The 26,323-nt window shown below is 57.7% G+C and carries 18 protein-coding genes; 5 read left to right on the top strand and 13 right to left on the bottom strand.

The features are described 5' to 3' along the window. Positions 1-284: 284 nt before the first annotated feature. On the top strand, positions 285-1,055 hold the full coding sequence (locus tag AB1772_07910) for a hypothetical protein (protein ID MEW5796274.1): 771 nt from the start codon (positions 285-287) through the stop codon (positions 1,053-1,055). A 440-nt stretch (positions 1,056-1,495) separates the two neighbouring features. On the opposite strand, the gene pyrF is transcribed toward AB1772_07910, so the two are convergent. The 7 genes from pyrF to rsgA all read right to left on the bottom strand — a co-directional run bounded on the left by pyrF (position 1,496) and on the right by rsgA (position 10,442). After that, a complete protein-coding gene (pyrF, locus tag AB1772_07905; protein ID MEW5796273.1) occupies positions 1,496-2,503 on the bottom strand; it encodes an orotidine-5'-phosphate decarboxylase in 1,008 nt (335 codons plus the stop codon). Beyond that, positions 2,503-3,420, bottom strand: a complete 918-nt coding sequence (locus tag AB1772_07900; protein MEW5796272.1) for a dihydroorotate dehydrogenase — start codon at positions 3,418-3,420, stop codon at positions 2,503-2,505. Before AB1772_07900 ends, pyrF begins: the two co-directional genes overlap by 1 nt. After that, positions 3,417-4,211: a dihydroorotate dehydrogenase electron transfer subunit gene (locus AB1772_07895; GenBank protein MEW5796271.1), complete on the bottom strand. Its 795-nt coding sequence runs from the start codon at positions 4,209-4,211 to the stop codon at positions 3,417-3,419. The genes AB1772_07900 and AB1772_07895 overlap by 4 nt, the downstream gene beginning before the upstream one ends. Further along, entirely contained in the window at positions 4,208-6,361 is a 2,154-nt protein-coding gene (locus tag AB1772_07890) for a tetratricopeptide repeat protein (GenBank protein ID MEW5796270.1), read from the bottom strand. Before AB1772_07890 ends, AB1772_07895 begins: the two co-directional genes overlap by 4 nt. A gap of 76 nt (positions 6,362-6,437) precedes the next feature. Beyond that, positions 6,438-7,190 carry an NAD-dependent deacylase gene (locus tag AB1772_07885; protein ID MEW5796269.1) on the bottom strand — a complete coding sequence of 251 codons (753 nt, stop codon included), beginning with the start codon at positions 7,188-7,190 and terminating at the stop codon, positions 6,438-6,440. A 71-nt stretch (positions 7,191-7,261) separates the two neighbouring features. Beyond that, complete coding sequence (locus AB1772_07880) at positions 7,262-9,430, bottom strand: alpha-amylase/4-alpha-glucanotransferase domain-containing protein (GenBank protein ID MEW5796268.1); 2,169 nt, start codon at positions 9,428-9,430, stop codon at positions 7,262-7,264. A gap of 106 nt (positions 9,431-9,536) precedes the next feature. Beyond that, positions 9,537-10,442, bottom strand: a complete 906-nt coding sequence (gene rsgA / locus AB1772_07875; protein ID MEW5796267.1) for a ribosome small subunit-dependent GTPase A — start codon at positions 10,440-10,442, stop codon at positions 9,537-9,539. A 278-nt stretch (positions 10,443-10,720) separates the two neighbouring features. Between rsgA and secA the strand changes: the two genes are divergently transcribed. Continuing rightward, positions 10,721-13,705 (top strand): preprotein translocase subunit SecA, encoded by a 2,985-nt coding sequence (gene secA / locus AB1772_07870; GenBank protein MEW5796266.1) that lies wholly within the window; start codon positions 10,721-10,723, stop codon positions 13,703-13,705. Positions 13,706-13,814: 109 nt separating this feature from the next. Here secA and AB1772_07865 read toward each other — a convergent pair whose 3' ends face one another. From AB1772_07865 to AB1772_07855, 3 genes are all read right to left on the bottom strand, one after another. Then, positions 13,815-14,453 (bottom strand): hypothetical protein, encoded by a 639-nt coding sequence (locus AB1772_07865; protein ID MEW5796265.1) that lies wholly within the window; start codon positions 14,451-14,453, stop codon positions 13,815-13,817. A 356-nt stretch (positions 14,454-14,809) separates the two neighbouring features. Beyond that, on the bottom strand, positions 14,810-15,853 hold the full coding sequence (locus tag AB1772_07860; protein MEW5796264.1) for an alpha/beta hydrolase: 1,044 nt from the start codon (positions 15,851-15,853) through the stop codon (positions 14,810-14,812). Between the two features lie 420 nt (positions 15,854-16,273). Continuing rightward, a complete protein-coding gene (locus AB1772_07855) occupies positions 16,274-18,928 on the bottom strand; it encodes a patatin-like phospholipase family protein (GenBank protein ID MEW5796263.1) in 2,655 nt (884 codons plus the stop codon). A 33-nt stretch (positions 18,929-18,961) separates the two neighbouring features. On the opposite strand from AB1772_07855, the gene AB1772_07850 reads away from it, so the two are divergent. The 3 genes from AB1772_07850 to sppA are packed head-to-tail and all read left to right on the top strand — an operon-like array spanning position 18,962 to position 23,233. Next, the gene (locus AB1772_07850) at positions 18,962-19,759 is read left to right on the top strand and encodes an RNA methyltransferase (GenBank protein MEW5796262.1); all 798 of its coding nucleotides are present in this window, start codon (positions 18,962-18,964) and stop codon (positions 19,757-19,759) included. Positions 19,760-19,761: 2 nt separating this feature from the next. Continuing rightward, a complete protein-coding gene (locus AB1772_07845) occupies positions 19,762-20,814 on the top strand; it encodes a hypothetical protein (GenBank protein ID MEW5796261.1) in 1,053 nt (350 codons plus the stop codon). A 1-nt stretch (position 20,815) separates the two neighbouring features. Continuing rightward, complete coding sequence (sppA, locus tag AB1772_07840) at positions 20,816-23,233, top strand: signal peptide peptidase SppA (protein ID MEW5796260.1); 2,418 nt, start codon at positions 20,816-20,818, stop codon at positions 23,231-23,233. A gap of 58 nt (positions 23,234-23,291) precedes the next feature. Here the strand turns inward: sppA and AB1772_07835 are convergent, their stop codons facing one another. From AB1772_07835 to AB1772_07825, 3 genes are read right to left on the bottom strand one after another with little or no spacing between them, the layout of a single operon-like run. Continuing rightward, positions 23,292-24,932, bottom strand: a complete 1,641-nt coding sequence (locus AB1772_07835) for a hypothetical protein (GenBank protein ID MEW5796259.1) — start codon at positions 24,930-24,932, stop codon at positions 23,292-23,294. Positions 24,933-24,946: 14 nt separating this feature from the next. Continuing rightward, positions 24,947-25,768 (bottom strand): prepilin-type N-terminal cleavage/methylation domain-containing protein, encoded by an 822-nt coding sequence (locus tag AB1772_07830; GenBank protein ID MEW5796258.1) that lies wholly within the window; start codon positions 25,766-25,768, stop codon positions 24,947-24,949. An 8-nt stretch (positions 25,769-25,776) separates the two neighbouring features. Next, positions 25,777-26,148 (bottom strand): hypothetical protein, encoded by a 372-nt coding sequence (locus AB1772_07825; protein MEW5796257.1) that lies wholly within the window; start codon positions 26,146-26,148, stop codon positions 25,777-25,779. Positions 26,149-26,323 lie beyond the last annotated feature (175 nt).

The raw sequence follows: 26,323 nt of genomic DNA, 5'->3' as shown, positions 1-26,323 counted from the left end.
TGGCGGTGGTCGAGTTACAATTGCTATTGTGGTCGAGACGATGTAGCTTTGCGGATAGACAAGATTGAGCTATGAGGGATCTGCCCGTGAATGGAACGACCCACAGCAAGCTGTGGGCTACCTTGCTTCTTGGGGAATATGGAGCTGTTGTCGAGGAGAGGGTGGATGAGCATGGCCAATGGTTTATGACAATTGAGAGCCGCGACTCACTGGAGGTTGGCGATCTGGTTCCACTGCTGTAGAGTTGTTAGCAACTCGATCTGTGATTGGAAACGGAGGTTAGCATGTTTCAGGTTTTTGCTGAAAGACCTGCGCTTGGCGCATTCCTTGCTAGTTTGCTGGTCTTGGCGACATTGGAGGCGGCCGAGACCCCACGTAGCGTGGTGATCGAGAACCAGGAGCAGGCGTTAAACAGGGCACTTAAGTACGCAGGATTTGCGAATTCCAAGGGTTTTGTTCGTCCCTCTGCAGCGTCTTGCGTTACTGAAACCGCCTTTGCTGATTCCACGACACCGTTTCTGTCTGATAGTATCGCCGGTCCAAAGCGGTGGATCGTCACATTCGATAGCGTGTTCTTGGACTTTGGCGGATGGAGTTCAGAAACCGTTTCAAATCAGATCAGAAAGACTTACAACTTTGTTCTCGATCCGCCGACCGGCCGCTTACTGAAAGTGTACTCAACCTATGAAGGACCTGACTCAGCATTGCTTCCAGAACCGCCAACCGATTCCTCCACGGTCCGCCTCAGTAGGAATGAACGTCACGTATCTCTAGTGGAGTCGGTACCTTTTGTTAGTTTCTATCAAGCTCTCGACGCAGCAGTGCCAACGAACCCACTTCAAGCAAAAGAAATCCAAGCCTGGCTTGTTATGTTCTCCCACCACGGTGCGCAGCCAGTACCATGCTGGATTATTCTGGCCAGAGGGACAATTCCCTTCCCAAAACCCTCGGCACCATCGTTGAGCCCAGCAACTCAGGAGTCGAGATTGTCTAGCACGAGCATACGGTGTATTATAAACGCGACTAGCGGTAAGTGGCTCTTCTGCGAAGGATGAGATTGTTCCTGGGGCGCAGCGTAAGCTTCCCTGTCATCTGAACAATTCATATGTAGAGCCTTTGACGATTTGTTGTTGGCGGCTTCTTCTCCGTCCCAGCGACTCTAACGACCAGTATATTCGCCTTGTTACTCCACCTTACCACCGCCATTCACCAAAAACTGTATCTTCCCGTGCCCGAAATTTTCTAACAATTTTCTAACCGCGAACTACGCTGAACTTCAAGATACTTCACCGAACTTCACGATACTACACGATAGTTAACCTTCGAAATGCCACTCAATTACAGCCAATTTGTTGAAAATCAAAGAGTTAACGTTTTCCGCAGCCGGAGAATCCCTGCCTCTCCGCCAGAATGGGGTGACTTCGATTATCGATGAGTATTGGCAGATTCTGAACCCGCCCTCCGGCATGGGTGGTGGGGGCATCGGACGCCAGGGCTACGATTGGTTCGTAATCTCAGTTGGCCCACTCTTAGGTGAGGTATTGCCAGAATCTTCGCCCACCCCAGGCGGTGGGGCACCGGACGCTCTCTCCCCTGTGTCCTTCTGATTGTTGGGTGCGGACTGCGGATTGTTCGAAACGGTCTGCTGACTGTTCGACACCACCGGCTGGCCCTTCGGCTCGGCGGGTTTGTCACCGTAGCGGAGACGAGTGACCGCGGCGTTCAGTTTCGCTATTTCCTGGCGGGCTCGCTGATCGAAATCAGTTGCGTTCGACGCGTACAGCACCGAGCGGGAGACGTTCACCACGGCCGGTTTGAGGAAATTATCGGTGCCGGCGATTATCGAATCATCCAACGATCCCCCCTGTGCGCCGACTCCCGGAATCAACAGCGGCATGTCCCCGGCGATTTCGCGAATCTCGCGGAGCTGATCAAGGTGAGTTGCACCTACTACCAGGCCGCAATTGTTGTCCTTGTTCCAGAATCTGACTCGTTCGGCCACGACTTTGTAGAGCGCGCGGCCTTCAACCTCCAGCATCTGGAAATCACGAGCGCCTGCGTTCGAGGTTAAACAGAGCACGAACACGCCCTTGTCCTTGCGTTCCATGAACGGGCGCATCGAGTCGTAGCCCATATACGGGTTGACCGTCACCCAGTCGGCCCTGAACCTGTCATAGAGCGCCGACGCGTACTGGGCGGCGGTGTTGCCGATATCGTTGCGCTTGCCGTCGAGAATGATCGGGATACGCTCCGGTATTCGCTGTACGAGCAGGTTCAGAAGCGACCAGCCGTCGGCGCCGAGCGCCTCGTAAAACGCGAGATTCGGTTTGTAAGCGCAGACCTGGTCGGCGGTGGCCTCGACAATGCGCCTCGCGAATTCGAACATCCCCCGCGTGCTGTTGCCGAAATCCTGCGGCATCTTTTTGGGATCGAGGTCCAGCCCCAGACAGATAAAGGAGCGATTGGCCTGCTGGGCTTTCTGCAGTTTCTCCAAAGCGAACATCAGTATTTCCTTACCTTGCCGATCAATTCTGTGACCGAGTGCAGCTTCTTCTCGCGAAGATAGGCGGTCAGATCTTTGGCGATTCGCACGGGGGCATCGGGCTGCACGAACAGCGCGGTCCCGATCTGCACCGCGGTCGCACCGACCAGCATAAACTCGACAACGTCGTCGGCCGTAGTGATACCGCCAATTCCAATAAGCGGGAGCCTGGTGCAGTTGTATACTCTGTCGACCATGGCCAGCGCCACCGGTTTGATCGCCGGCCCGGAGAGTCCGCCTCGATTGTAAGTCAAGCGTGGTCGCCAGGTATTGACATCGATAGATGTCCCTGTCAGGGTGTTGATCAGCGAGATCGCATCCGCACCGCCGGCTTCGGCCGCCCTGGCCACGATGCCAACATCGGTTACGTTGGGGGTCATCTTGGCGATGATTGGCCGCTTGAATACCTTACGTACGTCGGCGACGATCTTCTCGGTCTGCAGTGGATCAGTGCCGATCTCGATACCGCCCTCGTCGACATTCGGACAGGAGACGTTAAGCTCGACCATATCGACTCTCGGGCAGTCGTTCAGACGGCGGCAGACTTCAATATACTCCGACGCTGATGAACCGGCGACATTCACGATCACCCTGGTCTTCTGCTTTTCCAGAAACGGCAGCTTGTCGGTAATGAACGCATCAATCCCGACATTAGCCAGGCCGATTGCGTTGAGCATACCGGAAGCTGTCTCGGCGGTGCGCGGCGGTGGATGTCCCAGCCTCGGCTTGAGCGTGATCGACTTGGTGACCAGTGCGCCCAAACGGGAGAGCGGAAAGACCTCGGCGAGTTCTTCGCCGTATCCGCAGCAACCAGATGCGGTCATGAGCGGGTTGGCAAATTCCATCCCGGCGATTGTGACGCGCAGGTCGGGCTTCACAGCAGCACCTCCCCGATTTGGAACACCGGCCCTTCCTTGCAGACGCGGGCGTGGCCTCCGGCGCGGAGCGGCACCACACAGCCCAGGCAGACTCCGAATCCGCACGGCATCGGCGCTTCGAGCGACACCTCTCCCGGTATTCCGAGCTTTCGGGCGAGGTCATCGGCCGCCTTCAGCATGCCGTCAGGTCCACAGGCGTACATGCGAGGACGCTTGACGGGATGGCCGTCCAGATACTTCTCCACCGCTTCGGTCACGAGCCCTTTTGAGCCGAAACTGCCGTCATCGGTCACGGGGTGGAAGCGTACTCCAAGTTGGCGGATCCGCTGCCGCTCCACTACCTCGCCCGATGTACGGCCGCCGTAAAAGAATTCGATTGTTTCCGGATCCCGCCCTCTTGCCACCAGCCGACTGGCCAAGTAAAACAGCGGCGGGAAACCGACCCCGCCCGCCACGAAAAGGCAGGTTTCGTTTTGCCGGGGTGGCGTAAACGGAACCCCGAGCGGGCCGAGCACGTCGACAACGTCCCCCTTGTGGTAGCCGGACAAAATCCGCGTACCCCGGCCGAAAACTTTGAAAATGATCTCGATTTGACCCGAGCCGGTGTCTACCGCGGCGATTGACATCGCCCGGCGAAAGTATATCTCTGAATCGGGCAGCCCGAGATGGACAAATTGTCCGGGGCGGCACTCGTTGATCCGACTCCAGGGACCCAGTTTGAGGGAGTGATAATTAGGGGAAAGGTGACGAACCCGGCTTACAGGTACGCGCTCAGAGGAGTACTTGCTCATCTGAGATATTCCGGTTTTGTCACGACGTACATATATACAAACCAGTAACCTTCTTCGGTTCGTTTATCGGTCTGGCCGGCGTCAACCACCCGGTTGGATACCTCCATGGCGTCGAAAGTCATGGAACCCACCGTTTCACGGGCCCGCTTGTCGATCTCCTCGATACCGGAGGGGATCTTCAGGTTATAATCCACAACTTTCCCGGAAAAATCAATCAGCAACTGGAAATAGAGTTTCCAGTCGTTTTGGGTGCCCGTGGAGAATTCGGGCGGGAACTCAAAGGGAATCTGGGTTTCAATGGGTTGCAGTCTCAGGTCTACCAGGGTATCCCCCTTGGGAGTGCGGTAGAGCGCAATCATCGGGTCGATATAGCCCACCGCCGTATCCGGCGGCCGCTCGATATCGTCCCGTGTATCCCCGTGCCGGATGGAATCTTTCTCCAAGTCGGTGAGTTGCTCCTCCTGCGTGCTCGTCGGCTGGCCGACAGGCTGCACTGCCCCCCCTATCATCCGGGAGGCCGTCCGGGACCACTCGCTGTCGGGGAAAGAGTCGATAAACTCCTTGTAGGCGTAGTAGATCGACGAATCCCCCGGCGCTTCGTAATTGTCTCTGAGCCAGATCAGGGCAAAGCGAGCCGGAAGGTAGTGGTCCGATTCGGGGAAGTTGTCCACTACGTACTGATAGTAAGTGCGGGCCGAGTCAATCTCTTCGCCGTTAATGAGAAAGTCCTCAGCCCTGTCGATGTAGAGGGCCGCGTAACCGGAGTCCGCTTCGGTCCCCTCAAGTCCCAGCGCCTCCAATGCCTCGGGTACGAAATCGGAGTGGGGATATTTCTGAAGTACGGTCTGCAGCATGCTGTCGGCCGCCTGGTTGTCCCCGGTATGCTCGCGGATCATCTGGGAGAGCATGATAATCGCCTGGGGCGTATGGTATGAGGTCTCAATCGAGTCAACCAGGTAGTGCATTTCGGCTATGGCCGAATCGGGCTTGTTCAATTTCGACCAGTACAGTTCCGCGAGGAGAAGCTGCGTATTGGCGGCCGTTTCGATCGCCGCCGGGGTGGCGGTAGAATCCAGATGGGTGCGGGCGAAGGTCTTCAGTTTACCGATGTCGGACGACCGCACAATGGCGTCGCTCCGCACCGGCGAGGTTTTGTCGATCTCGACTGACTTGTCATAATACTCCTGAGCTTTGCTAAGCTGGTCGTAGTCTATCTGGTAGATCAGCCCGAGCCGATAGGCGGCAATCGCCTGCCAGCTTTTCTTCTCACTGGTGGACATTACATCTTCATATAGAGCTTCAGCCTGGGCCAGGTCGCCGTCGTACTCGTACCCCTCCGCCATGGTCAATTTCAGTATGCCGAGCGAATCAAAATAGAGCTCATCTTTGGCGAGTTGATTGAGATAGGCCAGTCCGGCGTCTATTCGCTGGAGTCGTATGGAGCATAGGCCGGCCTGGTAGAGCGCGTGGTACTTTTCGCCCTTGTCAGGCTTCATCCCCAACACCTGCAGATACCCACTCAAGGCGTCTTGAAATTGGAAGGCCTCAAAGTAGCCGTCGGCAATAAACATCTGCGCGTTGCGCGCAGCGGCCCCATCACCCAGCGAGTCTCGAAGCGCGACAAAATACCGCCGGGCATCCGAGTATTCCTTCTCCTTGTGATGATGCTCGCCGAGCGCCCGCGCGGCCTCGGCTTTGTATTCCTTGTCGTAGCCGGAATCAAACACCGCCGCGAACGCCGCCAGGGCGTCATCCATATCGCCTAGTGCGAGCTTGGACTTTGCCAGGTAGATCGTGGCATCCCTGGTATACTTGGAGTTCGGGTAGTTCGCCAACAGCTCGCGGAAACGACGCTCGGCTTTGGCGTACTGGGCCGTGTGGTAGTAAGACACTCCAAGAACGTAGATGGCGTCATCATAGTATTTCGAGTTGGGGTGGTTCTCGGCTACTTTGAGCGCTTTCTCGATGGCCTTCTGGTACTCGTTTCTCCCGGCTCCCTCACGCTTGCTTTCCTTGCGGGCCTTTTCCGCCGAATTGAAGGCCTTCTTCGCATTGAAGAACGTATTGAAGTAGACACTGCAACCTGAGGTAAGGACAACAAGCGCTATTACCCCCATAATCAGCAGGACGAATCTTGTCGTGTACCTCATAGTATAGAGCCGAACGCGCCGGGCCCTGCTTCTTCTACAGTCATGGAACGGGTACGTTCACGGTTTGCCATTGCAGTCATTTCATCGTCCCCGGCAGCCTTGCCGCCATGAGCCTGGTAACCAGTTCCGGCAGCAGTTCTCCTGATTTGGCCTGGAAGCTAAAATCAGCATATTCGCTCAAGGGGGTACGTTCGGGATTGACCTCGATTAGGGCGGCTCCATGCCGCTTACCCACAAGCGGCAGTGATGCCGCCGGGTGGACTATTGCCGATGTTCCCACGGCAAAGAAGACCTCGACCTGCTCTGCCTTGCGGAAGGCTTCCTCGATTACCTGCTGCGGCAGCATTTCCCCGAACCAGACCACGTCGGGGCGAATCTTGCCGCCGCACTGGGGACACGTTGGGATAGCGGCGGGGTCAATGTCCGTTTCGGCGCCGAACTGGCGACTACAATCGGCGCATTTGTTTCGATAGATGTTGCCGTGCAATTCAAGAATGCGGGTGGACCCGGCCAGCCGGTGGAGGTTATCGACGTTTTGAGTGATCACGGTGAAATCGTCGAAACACGCCTCCAGATCCCGTAGGGCATAATGACCGGGGTTGGGCCGGGCATCGGCAATGAGGCGGCGACGCCAGTTGTACCACTCCCAGACGATCCCCGGATTGGCCAGGAAGGCGTCCATAGTGGCCAGCTCCTCGGGGCGAAACTTCTTCCAGAGTCCTTCCTGAGCACGAAAAGTAGGTACGCCGGACTCCGCCGAGATGCCGGCGCCGGTCAATACGGCCGCGCTGGAACAGTTCGCGACGACCTTGATTACTTGATCGAGCATCGCCTCGCAAGATATTGCCGCTCGGGTCAAAAGCAAAGATCAATTGCGTGGCGGGTGGGTTATCGGGCTACTCATCCCGGCAGCGCTGCGGTGGCATAAGCAGATGGCAGGACGCGGCTCATCTCGCCCGCGCGGACAGAAAAGCTCAGCCGAATTGGGGCAGCGCTGAGGCGAAGGGCGAACCTGTGAACTGTAGTTGTCCCCTGGTAAACCTTCTCGAAACCGCCCTCAGACAGAGACACCGTGAATATCGGCAGGCGCCAGAGTTCCGACGGTTGGTCCGAGGTCACCGCCACCGCGATTGACCGATATTCATCCACTAGGGCGATTGACTGCGCGGACGGCGAAGCACCGACCGAATCGAGGAAACCCTCGACCGGGCGACGGCCGTCGACCACGACAAACCGATCCTCCGCGTGTCCTGCCTGGAAGTTGAAGTTGTTTTCAACCCCGAAGGATACCCCCAGACCCGCCGAATGCGGGGCTGTTAATTCGTATGAAACCTCGAAGGCCTCGGAGTCCGCACGAAAACGCAATTGTTTGATCACTGTAACGGCAAACTCGCCATCGGTCCGGCGAACAAACCCGTCGCGGCGCATAGACACACTCAGGCTATGCTCATCGACACGCCAGGTGTACGGCTCGAGGATAAAATCCCCCTCCTCACCGAACCGCCCGGTTCGGAAGCGGGCCAGATCGGTATCGGCAGCGAAGAAATGGTCGACAAAACAGCGTTTGAGATACCAATCGTCGACCAGGTAGTTTTTCAGTCCCTCTTCTTTCGCGAGCACCAAGTCATGAATCGATGCCTGCCCGGCGGCCTTATTCGGGTGGACAGCTCTGTCAAGCCTGAGGTGATACCCTTCGCGCCGCCGGGTCAGCGTATCGGTCAGGTTAAAACCGTGGGCGTTTAGACATAACTCAATCAACATGCCGCCGCGACGCGGTTTGATTATAGCGCCGAGAGATCGACTCTCAAACAGAATCTCATCGTGGCCATCGCGATCGTAGTCTTCAACCGTCAGCGTAGCTGCCGACGGCGACTGTTCCTGCAACGCAGCTGTCGCTTTGACCATATGACTATACACGCCTTGTCTGATATGCGGCAGGTACAAGCCGCCGAATACGCCGTGCCAGTAGGGGCAGTTACACTGCGATGCGTACAAGTGTTCGCGAATGGCCGACAAATCGGCATGACTGGGATGCGGTTGCTTTTCGAGCGCGGCGAGACGATCCGAAATGCGCAGCATCTTTTTGTGCATCAGGTTTGATTCCTCGTACTTAGCCAGGAACCCCCGCCAGTGGCCGCCGCGAACAAACCGGCCGAACTGCTCCTTCTTGCCGCAGCTCTTGAGCCACTGCTCGAAATGCTCATAGTCAACAAACGCCACCGGCGGCAAAGCCCAGTGGAGCATTTCTTCGTAGGATGCGGTCGGCAAATACGCCCGACCGGCCGGCCCGGTTGACGCCGCCTCGCCCAGCGGAACAACCTCAAGCCAGTCCGATTCGCGTGCGAGCGCTTCGAAAAACCGCCTCAGCCAGCCGTCGCGATAACAATGCTCATAGGTCTTGGGCCAGACCCCGAACTTCTCGCCGTCATCGGCATATACAGCCATCCCCGATTGATCCAACGAGGCCCTGGAACGAAGATCGGACATTACCTCTTCTACATCTCCAAAGGGGATCAGGTAACGCAGGCGTTTTTGAATTGGCAACAGGGTGACGGCGCGGCCTTCATCCTCGGTGAGGAACGGCCCGGTCAGTTGGGCCTGTTCGAAACCGGCGTATATGAAGTGCGTATCGTCGACAGGAAGATAGCGAATCCCCGCCTCGGCGAGGAGTTTCGGTAGGTGCGGCTCCCAGATTCGCTCGGTCAGCCAGAGTCCGTCGGGGTTGCAGCCAAAATGCGAGCCCAGGTAGTCGGTGAGCTTTCTGATCTGGCCAAGCGCGTCACGCTGGGGGATCGACGTGAGTATCGGTTCGTAGAAGCCGCCAGTCATCAATTCGATCTGGCCGCGATCGACGAGTCTACCGATCTGCTGAAAGTATTCGGAGTGCACCGCCTTCTGCCAATCCCAGAGGATGCCCGACTGATGCAGCGATAGCCTAATCGCGGGAAACTCGCTCAGCAACTGGACAAAGGGCGAGTAGGCTTTTTGATGGGCCTCTTCGAATATGGCGGTAAAGTTTCCGACCGGCTGGTGGTTATGTATGCCAAAGGCGAGTTTGAATCTGGCCATGCTCTGAATTCTCCGGTTTCAGTTAGTCACAACCGCCGGACTGACTCCGGGGTTTCCTGTTGTGTCAATTATCGGCAGATGGCGCCGCAGCCTGACCTGCCGTCGGCTACAAACTCTCTTTTATGATGAGGTAGTTGTCGTAGCGGAAACGCGCGATCTCGCCGGTTTCCACCGCGGTCTTCACCGCACATCCCGGCTCATGCGAATGTGAGCAGGGGTTGAAGCGGCACTGGCCCAGATACTTTTCAAAGTCGGGGTAGAAATCGGCCAGGTCATCCGCGGTTAGCTCCCATAGACCCATCACTTTGAGACCGGGCGAGTCAACGGCGAAGCCGCCGGTCGGTAGCTCATAAAGCTCGATCGTGCTAGTGGTGTGTCTGCCGCGATCAGAATAATCGGAGACTTCTCGCGTGCGAATGTCCACTCCCGGAATCAACCGGTTTAAGAGCGCGGACTTGCCCACACCCGAATGCCCGGTAAATAGAGTGCGATGATTAGCCAGCGCTGGTATAAGTGTGTCCAGACCGGCACCTGTGAGAGCGGACACCACGAACACGGGATAACCAATCGCGCGATAACCCCGCAAGATGCTCTCGAAATCCGGCTCGGCGCCGAGATCGATCTTATTGAAGATGATCAGCGGATCCAGGCGACCGTATTGTGCCGCTACCAGGCACCTATCCACCAACCCGGTTCGGAGAACCGGCGAGCGCACCGATGCCACCACCGCCAGTTGGTCGAGGTTGGCAGCAATGACCTGCTGTATAGTGGAGCTTCGTTTCAGCGGCCTGACGAAGACCGTGCGGCGGGGCAGGACTTGATCTATCGCGCCGGTGCCTTCAAGTGCGCGGGTAAACAGCACGTCGTCGCCGACCGCAACCGGGGTCGTCTGCTCGGCATCCTTCTTGACTTTCTGCCTGACCTCGCACTGCCAGCGAGAGTGATCCTCGGCCAGAACCTCAAACCGCTTACCTCGGCTGGATACCACCACACCACGTACAGAATCTGACATGGGGAGAAAATAACCAATACTAACTGGGGAAACAACTTGTTGGAGTGTGTTGATTGTATGGTGCGCGGCGGGCCAGTTAAGCCCGTCTCACAAGCGAGGTGTGTTGCGTCGGGTCCTAGTCCGGACCCGCTCGCCACGGCGGACCCTCGTCTGCAGCCTTGCAGCACTGTGGCAAATGTCGGGACCACGAGGGCCCCGACCTACTATTGTCGCACCAATTGCCTTGACTGCGTTGTTTTCGTATTCTTCCCTGACCGGTATAAGAAAACGGGTGACTAATGAAAAACCTGCTGACCAAGATTTTCGGCACCAAGCACGATCGCGAGGTCAAACGCCTCACCCCCACCGCGCTTGAAGTAAACGAGCACTTCGCCCAGCTCGCGGACCTCTCCGAGGAACAGCTCCGGTCGAAAACCGATGAGTTCCGCAAGCGCCTTGCTGACGGCGAACCGCTCGATGCGCTTTTGCCCGAGGCATTTGCGGTGGTCAAAGAGGCCTGTCGTCGTCATGTCGGGCAGACCTGGAGTGTGGCCGGTATTTCCACCGAATGGAACATGGTCCATTTCGACTGCCAGTTGCTGGGCGGTGTCGTCCTGCACGAGGGCAAGATCGCCGAGATGGCCACCGGCGAGGGGAAAACGCTGGTCGCCACACTGGCGACCTATCTGAACGCCCTGACCGGAAGGGGCGTGCACGTCGTCACCGTCAACGACTACCTCGCCCTGCGCGACAGCGAGTGGATGGGCCAGATCTACAAGTATCTCGGCCTGACGGTCGGTGTCATCCAGAACCAGATGACCAACGCCGAGCGCCGCCAGATGTACCAGTGCGATATAACCTTCGGAACCGCCAACGAGTTCGGTTTCGACTACCTCCGCGACAACATGGCCCAGCGCGCCGAAGACCGGGTACATCGCGGCTACAATTACGCCATCATCGACGAGGTCGATTCAATTCTGATCGACGAGGCCCGCACGCCGCTGATTATCTCCGGTATTGTCGAGGCCTCCACGGTACATGACCGCTACCGCGAGATGAAACCGACCGTCTCGGAGCTCGCCCGCAAGCAACTGGCGCTGATCAACGAGATGATGACTAAGGCCGAGCAGTTGGCGGAATCCGGCAAGGCCGATGACGAATTCGAGCTGGGGACACTGCTCCTGACGGTCGGTCGCGGCTCGCCGAAGAATAAACGGCTTCTCAAGCTCCTCAAAGAAACCGGCATGCAGAAGCTCAAGACCGAGGTGGAATCGTCGTACATGCGCGAGAAAAAGCTGCATGAAATCGACGACCGCCTCTATTACTACATGGACGAGCGCGAACACGCCATAGTCATCACCGATCTCGGCACCGCCCAGCTTCCCCGCGCCGAGCAGCTTCTGTTCGAGATTCCCGACCTGTCGACCATGCTCTCGGAAATAGATGGGGACATGTCGTTATCGGAGGAAGAGCGCAAGAAGAAGACCGACGAGGCGTACCGACTTCACGCCGAGCGCTCGGAGAAAGTTCACGCCATCAATCAACTACTCCGTGCCTACACCCTATATGAGAAAGATGTCGAGTATGTGATTCAGGAAGGGCGGGTGATGATTGTCGACGAATTCACCGGCCGCATTCTCCCCGGCCGGCGCTACTCCGACGGTCTGCACCAGGCGATAGAGGCCAAAGAAGGCGTTAAGATCGAAGCCGAGAGCCAGACGCTCGCTACCATCACCCTCCAAAACTATTTCCGCATGTACGAAAAGCTGGCCGGCATGACCGGCACCGCCGAGACTGAAGCGGGTGAGTTCTGGGACATTTACAAACTCGACGTTGTCGTTATCCCGACCAACCTGCCGGTCATCCGCGAGGACCTCGACGACGAGATCTACCGCACGCGACGCGAGAAGTACAATGCCATTATCGATGAGATTGTCGAGAAGCACAACCAGGGCCGTCCGGTGCTGGTGGGGACGGTCTCGGTCGAGGTATCGGAAACGCTTTCCCGCATGCTCAAGCGCACCGGAATCGACCACAACGTGCTCAACGCCAAACAGCACCAGCGCGAGGCGGAGATTGTCGCCTATGCCGGCCAGCCGGGCGCGGTGACTATCGCCACCAACATGGCCGGGCGCGGCACTGATATCAAGCTCGGACCGGGTGTAGTCGACAAAGGCGGGCTGCACATTGTCGGCACGGAGAGGCATGAATCACGGCGTATTGACCGTCAGTTGCGCGGCCGCGCCGGACGCCAGGGCGACCCCGGATCATCGAAGTTCTTCCTCTCGCTCGAAGATGACCTGATGCGCCTCTTCGGCGGCGACCGCCTCGGCTCGATCATGGACCGTCTCGGCGTGCAGGAAGGTGAGGTCATCAAGCACCCGATGGTCACCCGGGCTATCGAACGAGCGCAGAAAAAAGTCGAGGCGCAGAACTTCGCTATCCGCAAGCATACGCTTGAGTACGACGACGTTATGAATGTCCAGCGCAAGTGGATCTACGAGCGCCGTCTCGCCGCTCTGGAGCGGCCGTCGATCAAGGACGAAGTGGTGGAGCTGATTGACACTGTGCTCGATGACCTGATCGAACCGCATTGCCCCGAAAAAGAATATCCTGAGAACTGGAATTTAGCGGGGTTGCGCGAGGAACTTCGCAACGTCTACCTGTTCGACCTTCGCCTAAAGGATGAGGAGATACCGGCGCTTACCCGCGAGTCGCTGCGCGAGAAGATTCATAGCGCGGTAACTGCGTTCTACAGGCAAAAAGAAGCGGCCTACGGCGAAGACATCATGCGCCAGTTGGAGCGGTATGCGGTGCTGTCCACAATCGACCGCCACTGGCGGGATCATCTCTCCGAGATCGAGGAACTTCGTGCCGGTATCGGCCTTCGGGCGTATCACGGCCAGATCGGTAAGCCGATTGATATTTACAAGCGCGAGGCGTTTGGCATGTTCGAGAAGATGATCGGCGCAATTGATCGCGAGATCGTCAATTTGGTCTACAAACTGCAAGTGCGAATCCCCGAGCAGGCGCGTGCGCCGCAAAGGCAGCCGCATCTGGTGGCGTCGCACCAGGAATCGACCAACCTGGGGTATCGCGGCTCGGCGGTCGCAGCTCCTGCCGGTCCGACCGGCGCGGGTGAATCAAATCCGATGGCAGCGGCCTCACAGGCAGGTACCCGCGCTGCGACTGTGCGCCGCGAGATGCCCAAGGTCAGCCCGAACGCCCCGTGTCCGTGCGGCTCCGGCAAGAAGTACAAGAAGTGCCACGGCACGAGGGGGTAGGCCAATGCAACGACCGACAGCAAGCTGTGGTGGACGGTAGTCGCGGTGAGAACAGCCACAAGTGCTTAACGTGTACGAAGCGCTGAATGCCGCCTTCGCTGTCTAAACATCAGTCTGTACGCCCCGGAGGGTTTATTAGATGCATTGGAATCGTAGCGATCTCGAGTCGCTTTGTCAGAGATGACAACGTGATCCTTCCCGCAACATATTCATCGAACACCGCCTGAGCATGTGGTCTCAGGTCTACTATGCTCATTCGCGGGTAGATATATGATTTGAGATCAACCAAGGTGTCCTTAACGAACTCGCCGAATCTGATAAGTTCTTCCTGGGTCGGAGGCTCCCTGTATGCATGAAGATAGTCTCCGAGCTTTCCGTGTGTCTTCTCAAGCCAACTAGTGTCTGGACACTTCATCCTTTCACAGCTCCCATTTACTTCAAGGAGGGCATTGAGAAAGTCCATTCTCTTCTTGAAATCGGGACTCTCATTGTTGACGCGCTTCAAGATGTCCTTTGGTTTGTAGAGCTTAAGCTCAGACTTGCTCAGCTTCCTGCGTCGATAGGTAAGTAATGCCAAGTACTCGAAACATAAGCGCTCAATGCACAGGCGAAGTTCCAGTGCTGCATAGAAAAAGGAACGTACGCCTGCATGGGCGTTCACTATTTGTTCACAGTAACTCCAATGCCCCGTCGCGGTTGCATCATATCCAGAGATGACCCTGATAATCCGCGGTTCTTCATGTGACATTGTATCATTCCTGTCTTGTTTTAGTCCCGGTAATACTTGGCATGGAGAGTCTGATTGACACCTGTATCCCTTTCCGTTTGACCTAGTCGTTGCTAAATATACAATTTTCCCACTGATCAGCAATTCCGATTTCGCTGAACATGTGTCAATACAACCGGCTGCTGTGGGTCGGGTGGCCCACCTTCCAGGTGGGTTTCTATTGAAGTAGCCTTGGAAAGTAGCATTGAATTCACGTCATAAGAGCCATCACCCATGTCCCCGGATCAATCTGATACCTATGTCCCCGGTTTGTACCAAACAGGAAACACACCCAGAGGGTGGGCCACCTATCAGCACTGGTCTGAGCAACAGATCGTTCAATCGAGTACATTGACGAATGCTTCGATCAAGCTGTCATATGTAGACGGCTGATCGTACCAGAGGCAAACACGCGAATTCGGTACCGTCACCATCTGAAACTTACCGCCGGTCACCACAGGCAGTTCCCAGCTTTTGTGACAATATCCTTCGAGGTATTTGCTCCCCGATTCTTCCGCCGCACCCTCCAGTCCCGGCCTTATCAAGAGAGTCGGAACAGCAAGACTGTCCAGACTTAGTCCGATGTCCTGGGCGTTGAACTCGCAGAGATAACGTACCCACACATGCAACGGCGGCGTCGCGGCTTGTCGCCACAACCTCAGGCCGCGAACCGGGTTGACTGCGTAGTCTCCGGGCAGGAAGTTGTTGTCGTCCCAGGTTTCCCTGGTCACGGTCTTGAACCATAGCGGGGCCATATACAGGTCAGTTGCTTTGGTTCGCTGATCGAGAGACAGGCGTGTGGGGAACCTGGCAGTATCGGTGGGAACCATACAGGCGCTCCCTGAGACCAGAATCACCGCTTTGACTCTTTCGGGATGACTCAGCGCCAGGCGCAAGGCGATCTGAGTACCGCCAATCCAGTGTCCCAGTACGATCGGCCGGTCCAGTCCCTTGTCCTGAATCAGCTTTTCGATAGCAGACAGGGCACCGGTTGTCCAGGTTTGTTCCCCAAAGCTGACAGTTTCAGGCGGCGACGGCGGGGCTGGGGTTCCTCCCATGCCCGGCAGGGTGACCGCGTACATGGTGTATTGAGTCAGATGAGACGTCATAAAGTCGCGAAAGATATCGCCGCCAAAGCCCAATCCCGGAATCAGAACCATTGGTTGCGGCCCGGTACCTGCCTTCTCGACACCACCCAGAGTCCCCAACGGACATGTCTTGTAGCCGGGCGGGTCGATGAGGTTATTGAGAGTGCTGTCCTGCTGCATTATCCGTTCACACTGATCCTGACAGCGAACCGATCCAACCGTCGTAAACAACAGACAAAGGGCAAGAGCGATCACAGCTTTAGCTTCGTTGTAGTTTGACCATGCAGCTTTCACGCTGCCTCCGATTCGAAGTGTTTTCTGGTTAAGGCATTATCGATCAATTGCCGGAGATTCTGCATTCTATGACGAACTTGGTTGGTTGTTCCGACCACCCGCGGGCCACGCTTGATATTACGGCCAGCCCGTTCAACGCGGTTGACCTTGTGGACCGTGCGTCCATTCACCCTGTTTTGTCTAAACGTTACAAAGAGACGAGTGTTGCGTGCAAATTCACCGGCATCCCACAGAACTGCTGTGAATTGTCAGCGTTGCCTGCGGTAGACATGGCCCGCAATAGAGTCTTCTCCCACCTGCAAGCAGGTGGGCCACCGGACAGCCACCGGGAAAGGGTTGGGCGAGGAACTTTCCAATCCCACCCCGCCGCCGGCGGATTGGGCCACCGGATACCACCGCGTACCTGTCATCCCCCGTCCGCTAGAACCTGAACCCCGCGGAAAAGTAGTATTGATCCTTGGGCGAATCGCCACCGCCGAAGCCGAACTCGAACGGGCCGATAGGCGAGTCAAACGATAGAGACACCCCAAACCCCTGACGAAACTCCTCCGGCTTGATATCCTCGGCGCCGGCCTGTATGTCGCCAAAGTCAAACCGCCCGGTCAGGTAGAATCGAAACGGCAGCTTGAACCGCAGCTCCTGATTGAGCAAGAACATCTTCTCGCCCGAGAGTTCGTTCACCCGATATCCCGAAAACGAACCAAGCCCGCCGAGGTAGAATTTCTCCGACGGCGGCAGGCCTCGCCTCGACAAGCCCATCGAGATTTTTGGATGGTAATTGAGCCATGAAGTCAGTGTGTAGTACGCTTCGAGCGAGGTATTGAATCGCGTAAACTCCACGTCGCCACCGAGGAGTTTGCCGGCAAACCGGAGATCGAACCGATGTTTGCTTCCGGAATTCGGAAATGGATAACGGTCAAACGATTCCACCTCGGACTCAAAGTGCAGAGTGCGAAGGCTCAGCTGTCCGACGGTGTTGAAGCGGTGATCGGCGGTCTTGATCTCCTCTACCCGCAAACCAGCCTGCACCTGGCCCAGACGGGCGATCTGCTGCCCCAGATAAAACGCGCCGCCCCAACGGTCCTCGTCGCGATAGCCGTTGACATCACCCTGACTGTCGAAAAGATCCCGATCGAGCAGATTGTAGAAGAACCCAAGGCGCGCCGTCAAATACGTGAAGAAAATCCGGTCGAGGCGAAGGCCGGTGTGATAATCCTGGCGGTCGGGCCCGTACTGCAGGTGAGTCAGGAACTCGAGACCCACCCCGTTGACGTTGTCATCGACCAGCTCGATAAACTGCTCGGACTGGTACTCATCATGCCAGTGCCAGCCCAATCTTACCTGCGAGTATTTGCGTTCCTTGACCCGGATGGTCATGGTTGCCAGGCTGTCGCCCGGCTCAAGATCAAGCATCACCCGCTCAAACAGTTCGGTGCCGTAAAGGGCCGAAAGGCCACGCGCCGCCTTATCGGATGAAAACGCCCCTCCCCTGGCTACGGGCAGGTACGATCGCACCAGCCAGTCGCGAGTACGCTTGTTCTCGGCCACGTTGATTCTGCCCACCCGCGCCTCGTCGATTGTAAACGTCACCAACATTCTGTCAAAATCAACCGCGATATCCCGCACCTCGGCCATGTCGTAGCCGTCGTCGTGGTACCGCTCGACAATTCGGTCGGCAGCGCGGCGAAGCGCGGTTGGCGAGAGCAGGCTGTCGGAAAAGTCACACAGGCGCGCGAGCGAGAGATCGTCGTTAAGGATGTCCCCTTCGAAGCGCAACGTGATATCCACCATGCGGGGTTGCGGCTGAAGATAAAGACGCAGGATTACAGTGTTTTCCGGCGCCCCTGATGATTGATCAGGCACCACACATTCGGCGAAAAGCTCGGCTTTGATACTGAACACCGGCTCGGTTCGGGCAAGAGTTTTCAGATCTTCGATCAGTTGAGGCAGAGTGAACGGACGGTCCAATCTCGACTCCCGGAACCTATTGGCGAGCGACGAATCGCTGCAAACGACTTGCAGGTCACACACATCGTAGACAGTCAACGCCGACCGCGACGCCTGTAGCGCCAGTATGGTGTCGGCTGCCATAAGCGCCGCCCGATAACCAAGCGCGATCAGGCTATCGGCGTCCTCGAAATCAGTCGACGAGAGCTGTTCCCCCACCGGTGTCAGCACAACGTCGGCCAGGCTTAGCTGGTAGCGCAGCTTGTCCGCGGTCATTATACTCGTAACCTGGTTGGCAATATCTACGGGTGTGTTTAGGTCGTCCAAGTCCAGCAGCGGGCTTGCGGTATTTACGGCGACAATGGTGGTGCCCGAATCAACCATCGGGCGGAGCACTTCGACCGGCACCGGCATCAACATGCCGCCGTCCATCAGAAGGCCATTGCCTTTCTCGACACCGGTAAACGCGAGCGGAAACGCCATAGTGGCCCGCATGGCATCGGCCAGCGAACCCTGCTCAAGTACGACAAGCTGTCCGGTCACGATATCAGTGCCGACCGTCTTGAACGGGATCGGGAACCTGGTGAACTCGCGGTCGGCGAGATAATTGGCCTTGAGCGTGAGCCGGGTGAGCAGCGAAGTGATTTCCTGGCCGCCGGTAAAGGCGCGCGGAATCTCAGGCCGCCAGCCGTTGAACCGCACCGAAAATAAATACTTCTCTCGTTCCTGACGACGCGTTAGAAACATCGATGTCCGCGCCGGTCGCGTGGCGATGAGCGTGTTGATGTCGAGGTCTTTCACGATCTCGCGCAGTTCATCAACCGTATATCCGCACGCATACAAACCGCCGATCACTCCGCCTATCGACGTGCCGGTAATCGCGATTGGCTCGATCCCTTTTTCTTCGAACGCCTGGAGCACGCCCACCGCGCTCAGCCCACGCGCTCCGCCTCCGGAAAGCGCGAGGCCGATTTGTGCTTTCGGCGTGGGCTGCCATGGATCGATCCCGTCCAGGCCGCCGACTTGGATGCCTAATTCTCCCGCGGTGGCACCGTAGAACAGCAGACCGACCGCCGCAAACACCGCCGCCAGAGTTTTCACTTGCCAATGAGGAGCTAACTGGTTCATTCTCTCAGTCATTGTCGAATGAGGTAATAAAGCTTGCCCCTTAGCCGATCGGAAACAAAAAATCTCCGCGCGCTGCAGACCAGGAAGGGTCGACGCACGTCGCGCCGATTTCTGGCTGAGGGCGTTCGCCTGATGGAGGAAACACTCCGCTTCAAACGATATCCTGCGCGGCTGTATTTTGCGCCGTCGGTACTCTCCTCCCGAGGCGGACAGGTGGTGGAGCGTTTTCGCAAGGCGGGTGTGGCCACTCAACAGGTGAGCGCCGGCGAGCTGACCCGGATCGCCGACACCGAAACATCCCAGGGAATCCTGGCCGTTTTCGAGCTTCCAAATCAGCGGCTGGGCGAACTTATCCTCCCGACTATGCGTAATGTACTACTGTGCGAGAACATCTCCGATCCCGGCAATGTCGGCACGCTGATCCGGACGGCGCTGGCGTTCGATTTCGATCTGGTGGTGCTGGTCGGAAGGTGCGCGGAAGCGTTTTCGCCGAAGGTGGTGCGCGCGTCGGTTGGGGCGGTTTTCGGCATGCCGGTGGCGTCGGCCGATATGGCGGAGACACTGGCCGCCGCAGGACGAGAGCGCTTTCACATCATCGCTGCCGCCCTGCAGGGATCGGACAAAATGGATGCAGTTCTGGCCTCCATGAAGAATAACCGCATTATGCTCGCGATAGGTTCGGAGGCGGACGGCCTCTCGCCTGAGATGATCCAGGCTGCTGACAGATTGGTACGGATCGAGCACAGCGCTCAGGTCGAATCGCTCAATTCCGCCATAGCCGGAGCGATTCTCATGAAGGAATGTTATGACATCCGGTCGCGGAGGAAATGAAGATGACGAGGTACTCTTTGCTGATGGTTCTCTACCTGGCCGTGGTGGCTTCACCCTTGCTCGGCCAGGAAGTAATCGAGCGCGAGTCCGGCACCTATGCCACCGAGACGATCCGTATCGCCCGGCCGGTTGCGCCGAAGGCGAAGATTGAGGTCGCGTCGGCGGTTCACCTTTCCGGCAGCATCAAAATCGTTACGCACACCGCAGATAGCCTGGTGGTGGAGTATCGCAAGGTGGCCAAAGCGTCCAGCCGGTCGGAGGCAATTGACTTCATCGATCTGATCTCGGTCGTTTCAGAGGGGCGTGCCGAGACCCCGGTAGTGAAAATGCGCGCGCCCAACCCAGCGCCGTGGAGCGGCACCGACTACGCCGGCATGGTAGAATTGGAGTTAATCGTACCGAGCGGCGCGGAATTGGAGATCGAGGCGCCGATTTACGACCTAACCGCGCGTGGTCCGCTGCGGGCGCTCGATATCCCCGAGTCTCTGGGAAAGATGGAGATTTCCGGGATTACCGAACGGCTCAACGTGAGCACAGCCAATCGGCGCGTCACCCTGTCCGATATCAAGGGACAGGTCTCCGCCGTGACTTCCAATTCGTCACTCCTCGTTGAAAATCTATCGTGCCCGGATGAGCAGGCACGCTTTCGTAATGACGGCGGCGATATCGACATTGTCGGTGTGGTGGGCACGCTAAACGTGAGGAACAGCTACGGCCGGATCAGTATCGAGAAGTGGACGGCCAAAGGCTCCAGCAGCTATATCCGGGGGACGTCGGGGCCGGTGGCGGTTGAGATCACTTCGATGGACGAGGGCCAACTGGTCATCAGCAATCGTCAGGAGGATATCGAAATCTCGGTGCCCGACACGCTCTCCGCGTTTTACACTTTGTCGGTCGATGACGACGGGATCATCGAGGCTTCCAACTTTTCCTTCACCCCCGATCTGGTAGAGCACAACCGGCTGAACCTCGTAGCTGGAGACGGACGAGTGGATATCCGCGGCTCGGTGAAAGGCAAAGGGAACATCTTCATACGCGGAAAGGCGGGAGAGTAACATGAATCCGTGGCGCTGGTGTCGACCGGTTCTTTCATTCCTTCTCATTACGTCCGCATACGGCTCCGATGATAGCCGGCGGATCCCCCTGCCTGAGGGTGTGTTCTATTACCGTCCTGCCGCTACCACTTATGGGCTCGAATCGGCTTGGAATAACCCGGCCGGCCTGGGGCGTACCGGCATGACCGGCTTCGAGATCATGGCCGACTATTACGCGGGTGATTACTTCAAGAGTTGGGGGACGGTGTTCTATCGCGACGGCGCCGCGACAGCCGTGCGGCATGTCGACAATCCCGCCGGTGAAGATTACGATGAATGGCTAGCATCATTGGGTTTGAAACTGGGGCAGACTCTCAATGTCGGCACCTCGTATCGGTATTTTCGCAAAGGCCCCGGTATCTATAACAACCGTCATCTGTGGAATCTGGGTTTCGCCACGCAAGGAATGGGCTCATTCGCAGTCGGGGCAGTTTTTTCCAACCTGAACCGGGGCCGGGTAGACGGCGAGAGAACCGCTACCGAACAGCGCTACTCACTGGGCTACCGGCCGCTGGGCCAGGTTCTGACGGTCGCTGCCGATGTGTTTCTCTCGTCGCGACAGAACCTGAGCGAGGCGGAATTCGTCTATCATGCCGAGCTAATTCCCACACCGGGACTGTATGTCAACAGTTGGGTGGATTCCGACGGCAACTTCCAGATCGGTCTCCGGGCGAACCTGCTCAAGTACTTTGTGGGTTCGCACAGCCGCTTCGACAAAGCGGGCCACAACGGGCGTACGACAATGTTTGTCGGCGCCACGAATATGCGGCAGGCGTCGCTGATCCCGGAGAACCCGCGGCGGCTCGACCTGACAATCAGCGGAACCGTTGCCGAGAATCCGCCGCAGCCGATTTTCGGACCGCGATCCGTGCCGTTTCTGTCCCTGATTACGGATATCTACCGTGCGGCTGATGACCGCTCAATCGGTGCGATGAAACTCAATCTCGACCGTCTCGCTCTCGGCATGGGGCAGGCCCAGGAACTGCGCGACGCACTTCAGAACTTTCGCTCGCGCGGCAAGCGAATCATCTGCCATCTCGGCGCGCCGAACAATCTCGGCTATTACGTGGCGAGTGCCGCCGATTCGATACTTATCCCTCCAGTGAGCCAGTTGCAACTAGTCGGCTTGCGCGCCGAACTGACGTTCTGGGCGGGCACGCTGGAAAAGGTCGGGGCCAGGATTGAGCTGCTTCGAGTGGGTGAGTACAAGAGTGCGCCCGAGGCGTATACGAGGGAGTCGTCCAGCGACGAAAACCGCGAACAGATCAACGCGCTGCTCGACGATCTGTTCGAGCAGTTCGTGGCGGCCATTGCGGACGGGCGCGGGCTATCCGCCGACTCCGTGCGCCACATGATAGATCGCGGCCCGTTCACGTCGGACGAGGCTCTAAGGTACGGCCTGGTGGACGGCTTGTGCTATCGGGACCTGGTCGCCAGGAACTACTTCGCAGGGCTGCCATCGATTTCGTTTCGCCGCTACCAGTCCGATACCCTCGTCAACGACTCCTGGCAACCGACGCCGGTGATCGCCGTGGTGGTGGCCGACGGTGAAATCACACAGGACAGCGGCAATGATGGCTGGCCGGAACCGTCATCAAGCGTCAGACCGAGGCCTATGGCGCAGGCTTTCGAAAGAGCCTGGCGCAATCCCGAGGTGGCCGGAATCGTACTTAGAGTAAATTCACCCGGCGGCTGGGCGCTGGCGGGCGAGGAAATCCACCGCGCCGCGGCCAAAGCTGCGGAAACGAAACCGCTCATGGTGTCGATGGCCAACGTGGCCGCGTCGGGGGGGTACTATATCGCCACCCCGAGCCGGCGTTTGTTTGTAAACCCGGCAACCGTGACCGGCTCGATAGGTATCTACGGCGGTAAGCTCGATCTGAGCGGACTGTACGAGAAGATCAAGCTGGGCAAGGAACTGTACACGCGCGGGCAGTACGCCGGTATGCTCTCCACCATGCGTCCGTTTCTTCCGGAGGAGCGCGAAAAGTATCAGTCCCACCTGCAGGCGTTCTACGATCACTTTGTGTCGCTGGTGTCGACCAGTCGGCGACTCACCGAGGACTCGGTTGACCAGCTTGCTCGCGGTCGTGTGTGGACCGGCCGCCAGGCAGTGGCGTGCGGTCTCGCCGACCAGACCGGCGGCATCAAACCGGCGCTCGATCATCTCGCCGCCGAGATTGGTCTCGAGAGGTACCGAGTCGAAATCTACCCTCAAAAACGTCCATTGTTTCTGCTGCCGGGCGCTTCGCTCTGGAAACAGGTGATGGCGATGCTAAGCGGAAAGGGCAACTCGCCCGAAGGCGAGCTGCCGTTGCTTCCTGTATCCACCGAAGGTGCAATCCTGGCCCGCATGCCCTTTGATCTAAGCATCGAGTAGTGGCGACCCGCACCGGCCCTGCCCAAGTTGCGTCGGGTGCCTGGCTTGAACCGGTGGTTTACGACCCGGCGTAACCCACGTATCTCTGCGTCCAGCCGGTGCGCTGGAAGACCCGTATCATGGGCGTTTCCGGCGGCAGTTTGTTGGGGTCATTGAGGTCGGTGTCATACTGCCACACCCGGTTCGGCGGACTGTAATAGGTTCCGTTCCAGGTGCCGTCGGCCTGTTGTGAATTCCACAGATTAACCGCCGAACCTTTCCAGTTGAAATTGACACCGGTCCAGGTTTCAAGAAATCTTGGCAAGTTCTCAAATCCGCCGTTGTAATCCGAGGCGGTGGTTTCCACGTTGCCGGTAAGGTACGAGGCGTTTACGGTGGTCTGGCGGGCCAGGCGCACCGCTTTGTTCCGGTTGCTCAGACTGTCGACCCAGGAGTTGGACAGAAACGTGATGGCGTCAGCCATCAGCGCGGCCGGCTTCTTATTGTTCGAATTGAAATCACCCAGCGTGTAGAGCGGGTTTTCCGAAGCCACGGTCAGGCCGTCGTCGAGCACATCACCGTTAACCAGCCGCAGGGCAGGCCAATCGGCCGATGAGGTCGGCTCGTCCGAGAAATAGACCACGCCGTTCAGCGGTGCGTAGCCGCCGGCGTACATCTTCTCAACATCCAGTTCGGTGACATCGACAGCAGCGCCCTCGCGCTGGTCCGTGAACCCGTCGGATCGATACGCCAGCGCGCCGTCGGCGATCATCGCCCCGGTCACATCCTGCCACGAGCCGTTCTCCATCTTCCGCCACGCGACACCGTCGATGAGCTTCAGCGTCGCCTTATTCTCGTACGAATCCGGGTTGCCGGCGGCCCGTTCGATTAGCGCATGGGGATTGCCGCTATTGGAGAGGGGCAGATTCAATCGTTGCTGGCCGTGCGCCTGGTCCTTGACCCGGCCGTTCCAGCGGCCGAGCGAGGAATCATACCAGTTGCTGTAGTCGGCATCGAGCCAGTTCCCGCCCATGCGCATCGAAACGAGATTTCCGGCGGCGTCCCTGATCTGCACGTCACCGGCGCCTGCGCCGCCCGGCCCCTTGCGGCCGTGATGAATCTCGCCCGCCGCCGAGATGTAGCTGTCCATCTGCAGATTCACGTTGGACTGCAGGTAGAGGTTGCTGTTGGTGTGAACGCGCCCGGTCAGCGTCATCATCGGCCCCGGGGCGATTTCGAGATCATTATCATAAAAGACGGCGAACTGGAAGATTGGCACGAGCGCCACTTCGAAAGATTCCGCCAGGTCCACGCGGGAGTTGTCCGCCTGGCTTACCGCGCTGGCATCGACACTGAATGACTTGACCAGCGCATGCAATCCGGCCAGGCTTCCGCTCGAGAGCGGCCGCATCACCGCCGGGCCATTGTCGCTTGAGCCATAGTTTGTCACGCAGCCGTTGAGCGTGACCTGACCCGACGGCAGCACGAGCGGCGGCACACCGGTGCTGTCGTATTCGGTCTGAAGCGCCGACATGGCCACCTGCAGGCCGGCCTCGGCTGCGTAAAACGCCTTGGTTTCGTGCCACTCGTTGCCGGCTATCTGGACTTCATCATCGCTCGTGGACAGCGCCGCCAGACCGATCAGCAAGAGCATCCCGATCATCAGCAAAGCCAGCAACGCCGCCACACCGCGTTCCTGTGATAGCATATTCCTGAGCATAACAGATTCTCCTGCTAAACTCCGATATTTCTGAGACTGACCGACGACGTATACGTTCGGTCTTTCGCCGGGTCACCGCCCAGAGGCGGCAGACCCGAACCGGCCGATATCGCAATGAGCACCTCGCGGATGTCAGTAATCAGCACCGGCTCATCAACTATTGATCCGTTGGCCAACCGATACCGGAACTGTAAATCAGTTATCCGGTCGGCGTAGATCACCGGCGGCTCAAAACCGATCTGAAGCATGAGCTTGGGGTTGTCCGGGGCGGTAGTGTTGTCCACGAAGAACTTCACACGGTTGAGCGACAGAATTATCGAGTTGGCGCCGTATCTCCGACTGAGTTCCTTGGGGTCATAGCGGTGCTGAAGGTGACCAGCAGCCGTCTGAACCTCGGATATCTTAAACCACTCGCCTGCTGCTGAATCCGGCTCGTAGATGTATACCCACTGATCCGGCCGGAAACACGAGATGTCACTGCCGCATTTCAGCTCGGCCGACGGCTGCGGCATGGGGTCCGATAGATAAGTCTCGCAGTCATTGCCGTGATAAGTGATCGTAATGGTATCCGGATTAGTGTTGCTGGCCACGATTGCGGCAAGCCCGTTGGGCAAATGATGCCCGGCCATCCGTATCTGTCGAGTCAACTCATCAATACTGGCCCGCGAGCTTTGCTGCATGGTGGTGACATCGTCCTGCACGATGTAATTCTCATGTTGCGTCACATACGTGTTCATGATAGCCACTGTCACCAGTCCGGTCAGGATCAGGGCGATCAGGACCTCGATCAGCGTGAAGCCGCGAGCGTTTCGAACGGAAGCTGATTGCGTTTTCATGACGACTCCTATAACGAGTCGGTTGAGATGTAGGCGGTAAGTGCGTTCGAGTGTGAGCCGGCCTTGATGTCGTCCCAGTCGACGCGGATATCTACACGCCGAAGATGGCTGCCCTGGTCGGTCACGGTCCAGGTGCGGATCATCCCGTGGGTGGTATCGCTGCCGCTGACCAGAGCGGCCGTGCCGCCCCCACGCAAATGTTCCAGCTTTTCCTGAAGCACCTGGGTGGCGACTGTGGTCCTGTGGGACCAGTCGTTGCCGTCGAGCGCGGTCATGGCCATGTGCAGGAGTATCAGTAGAGAGCAACTGATGAGAATCATGGCGGTCATGACTTCGAGCAGCGTGATCCCGAACTGATCGGCAAAGTTTTTGATCTTCATATACTTGGTCCTTTGCTCTGCCGAAACGTATGTAAGCTGCTTGCCGAACGGGCAGGAACGGGCAACCGGCGACTGCAGACCCGGCCAACCTTTGACCTGGCATGTAATTAGCCGCTCCGCCCGGAGACCGCCGATTCGAAGGGACGTAAACAGGTGGGATGCCCGCCAGACATTT

Source organism: Candidatus Zixiibacteriota bacterium (genome assembly GCA_040752815.1).
Lineage (GTDB): Bacteria > Zixibacteria > MSB-5A5 > GN15 > FEB-12 > JAGGTI01.
Note: the sequence above shows the minus strand (reverse complement) of the source record. Positions and strands in the feature narration are given on the sequence as shown.

Coding starts and splice junctions, on each gene's coding strand:
- AB1772_07835 (MEW5796259.1), bottom strand. CDS start 24,932: ATGCTCAGGAATATGCTATCACAGGAACGCGGTGTGGCGGCGTTGCTG.
- AB1772_07880 (MEW5796268.1), bottom strand. CDS start 9,430: ATGGCCAGATTCAAACTCGCCTTTGGCATACATAACCACCAGCCGGTC.
- AB1772_07910 (MEW5796274.1), top strand. CDS start 285: ATGTTTCAGGTTTTTGCTGAAAGACCTGCGCTTGGCGCATTCCTTGCT.
- AB1772_07885 (MEW5796269.1), bottom strand. CDS start 7,190: ATGCTCGATCAAGTAATCAAGGTCGTCGCGAACTGTTCCAGCGCGGCC.
- AB1772_07855 (MEW5796263.1), bottom strand. CDS start 18,928: ATGAACCAGTTAGCTCCTCATTGGCAAGTGAAAACTCTGGCGGCGGTG.
- AB1772_07865 (MEW5796265.1), bottom strand. CDS start 14,453: ATGTCACATGAAGAACCGCGGATTATCAGGGTCATCTCTGGATATGAT.
- AB1772_07890 (MEW5796270.1), bottom strand. CDS start 6,361: ATGAGGTACACGACAAGATTCGTCCTGCTGATTATGGGGGTAATAGCG.
- AB1772_07830 (MEW5796258.1), bottom strand. CDS start 25,768: ATGAAAACGCAATCAGCTTCCGTTCGAAACGCTCGCGGCTTCACGCTG.
- secA (MEW5796266.1), top strand. CDS start 10,721: ATGAAAAACCTGCTGACCAAGATTTTCGGCACCAAGCACGATCGCGAG.
- AB1772_07895 (MEW5796271.1), bottom strand. CDS start 4,211: ATGAGCAAGTACTCCTCTGAGCGCGTACCTGTAAGCCGGGTTCGTCAC.
- pyrF (MEW5796273.1), bottom strand. CDS start 2,503: ATGTTCGCTTTGGAGAAACTGCAGAAAGCCCAGCAGGCCAATCGCTCC.
- sppA (MEW5796260.1), top strand. CDS start 20,816: ATGAATCCGTGGCGCTGGTGTCGACCGGTTCTTTCATTCCTTCTCATT.
- rsgA (MEW5796267.1), bottom strand. CDS start 10,442: ATGTCAGATTCTGTACGTGGTGTGGTGGTATCCAGCCGAGGTAAGCGG.
- AB1772_07845 (MEW5796261.1), top strand. CDS start 19,762: ATGACGAGGTACTCTTTGCTGATGGTTCTCTACCTGGCCGTGGTGGCT.
- AB1772_07825 (MEW5796257.1), bottom strand. CDS start 26,148: ATGAAGATCAAAAACTTTGCCGATCAGTTCGGGATCACGCTGCTCGAA.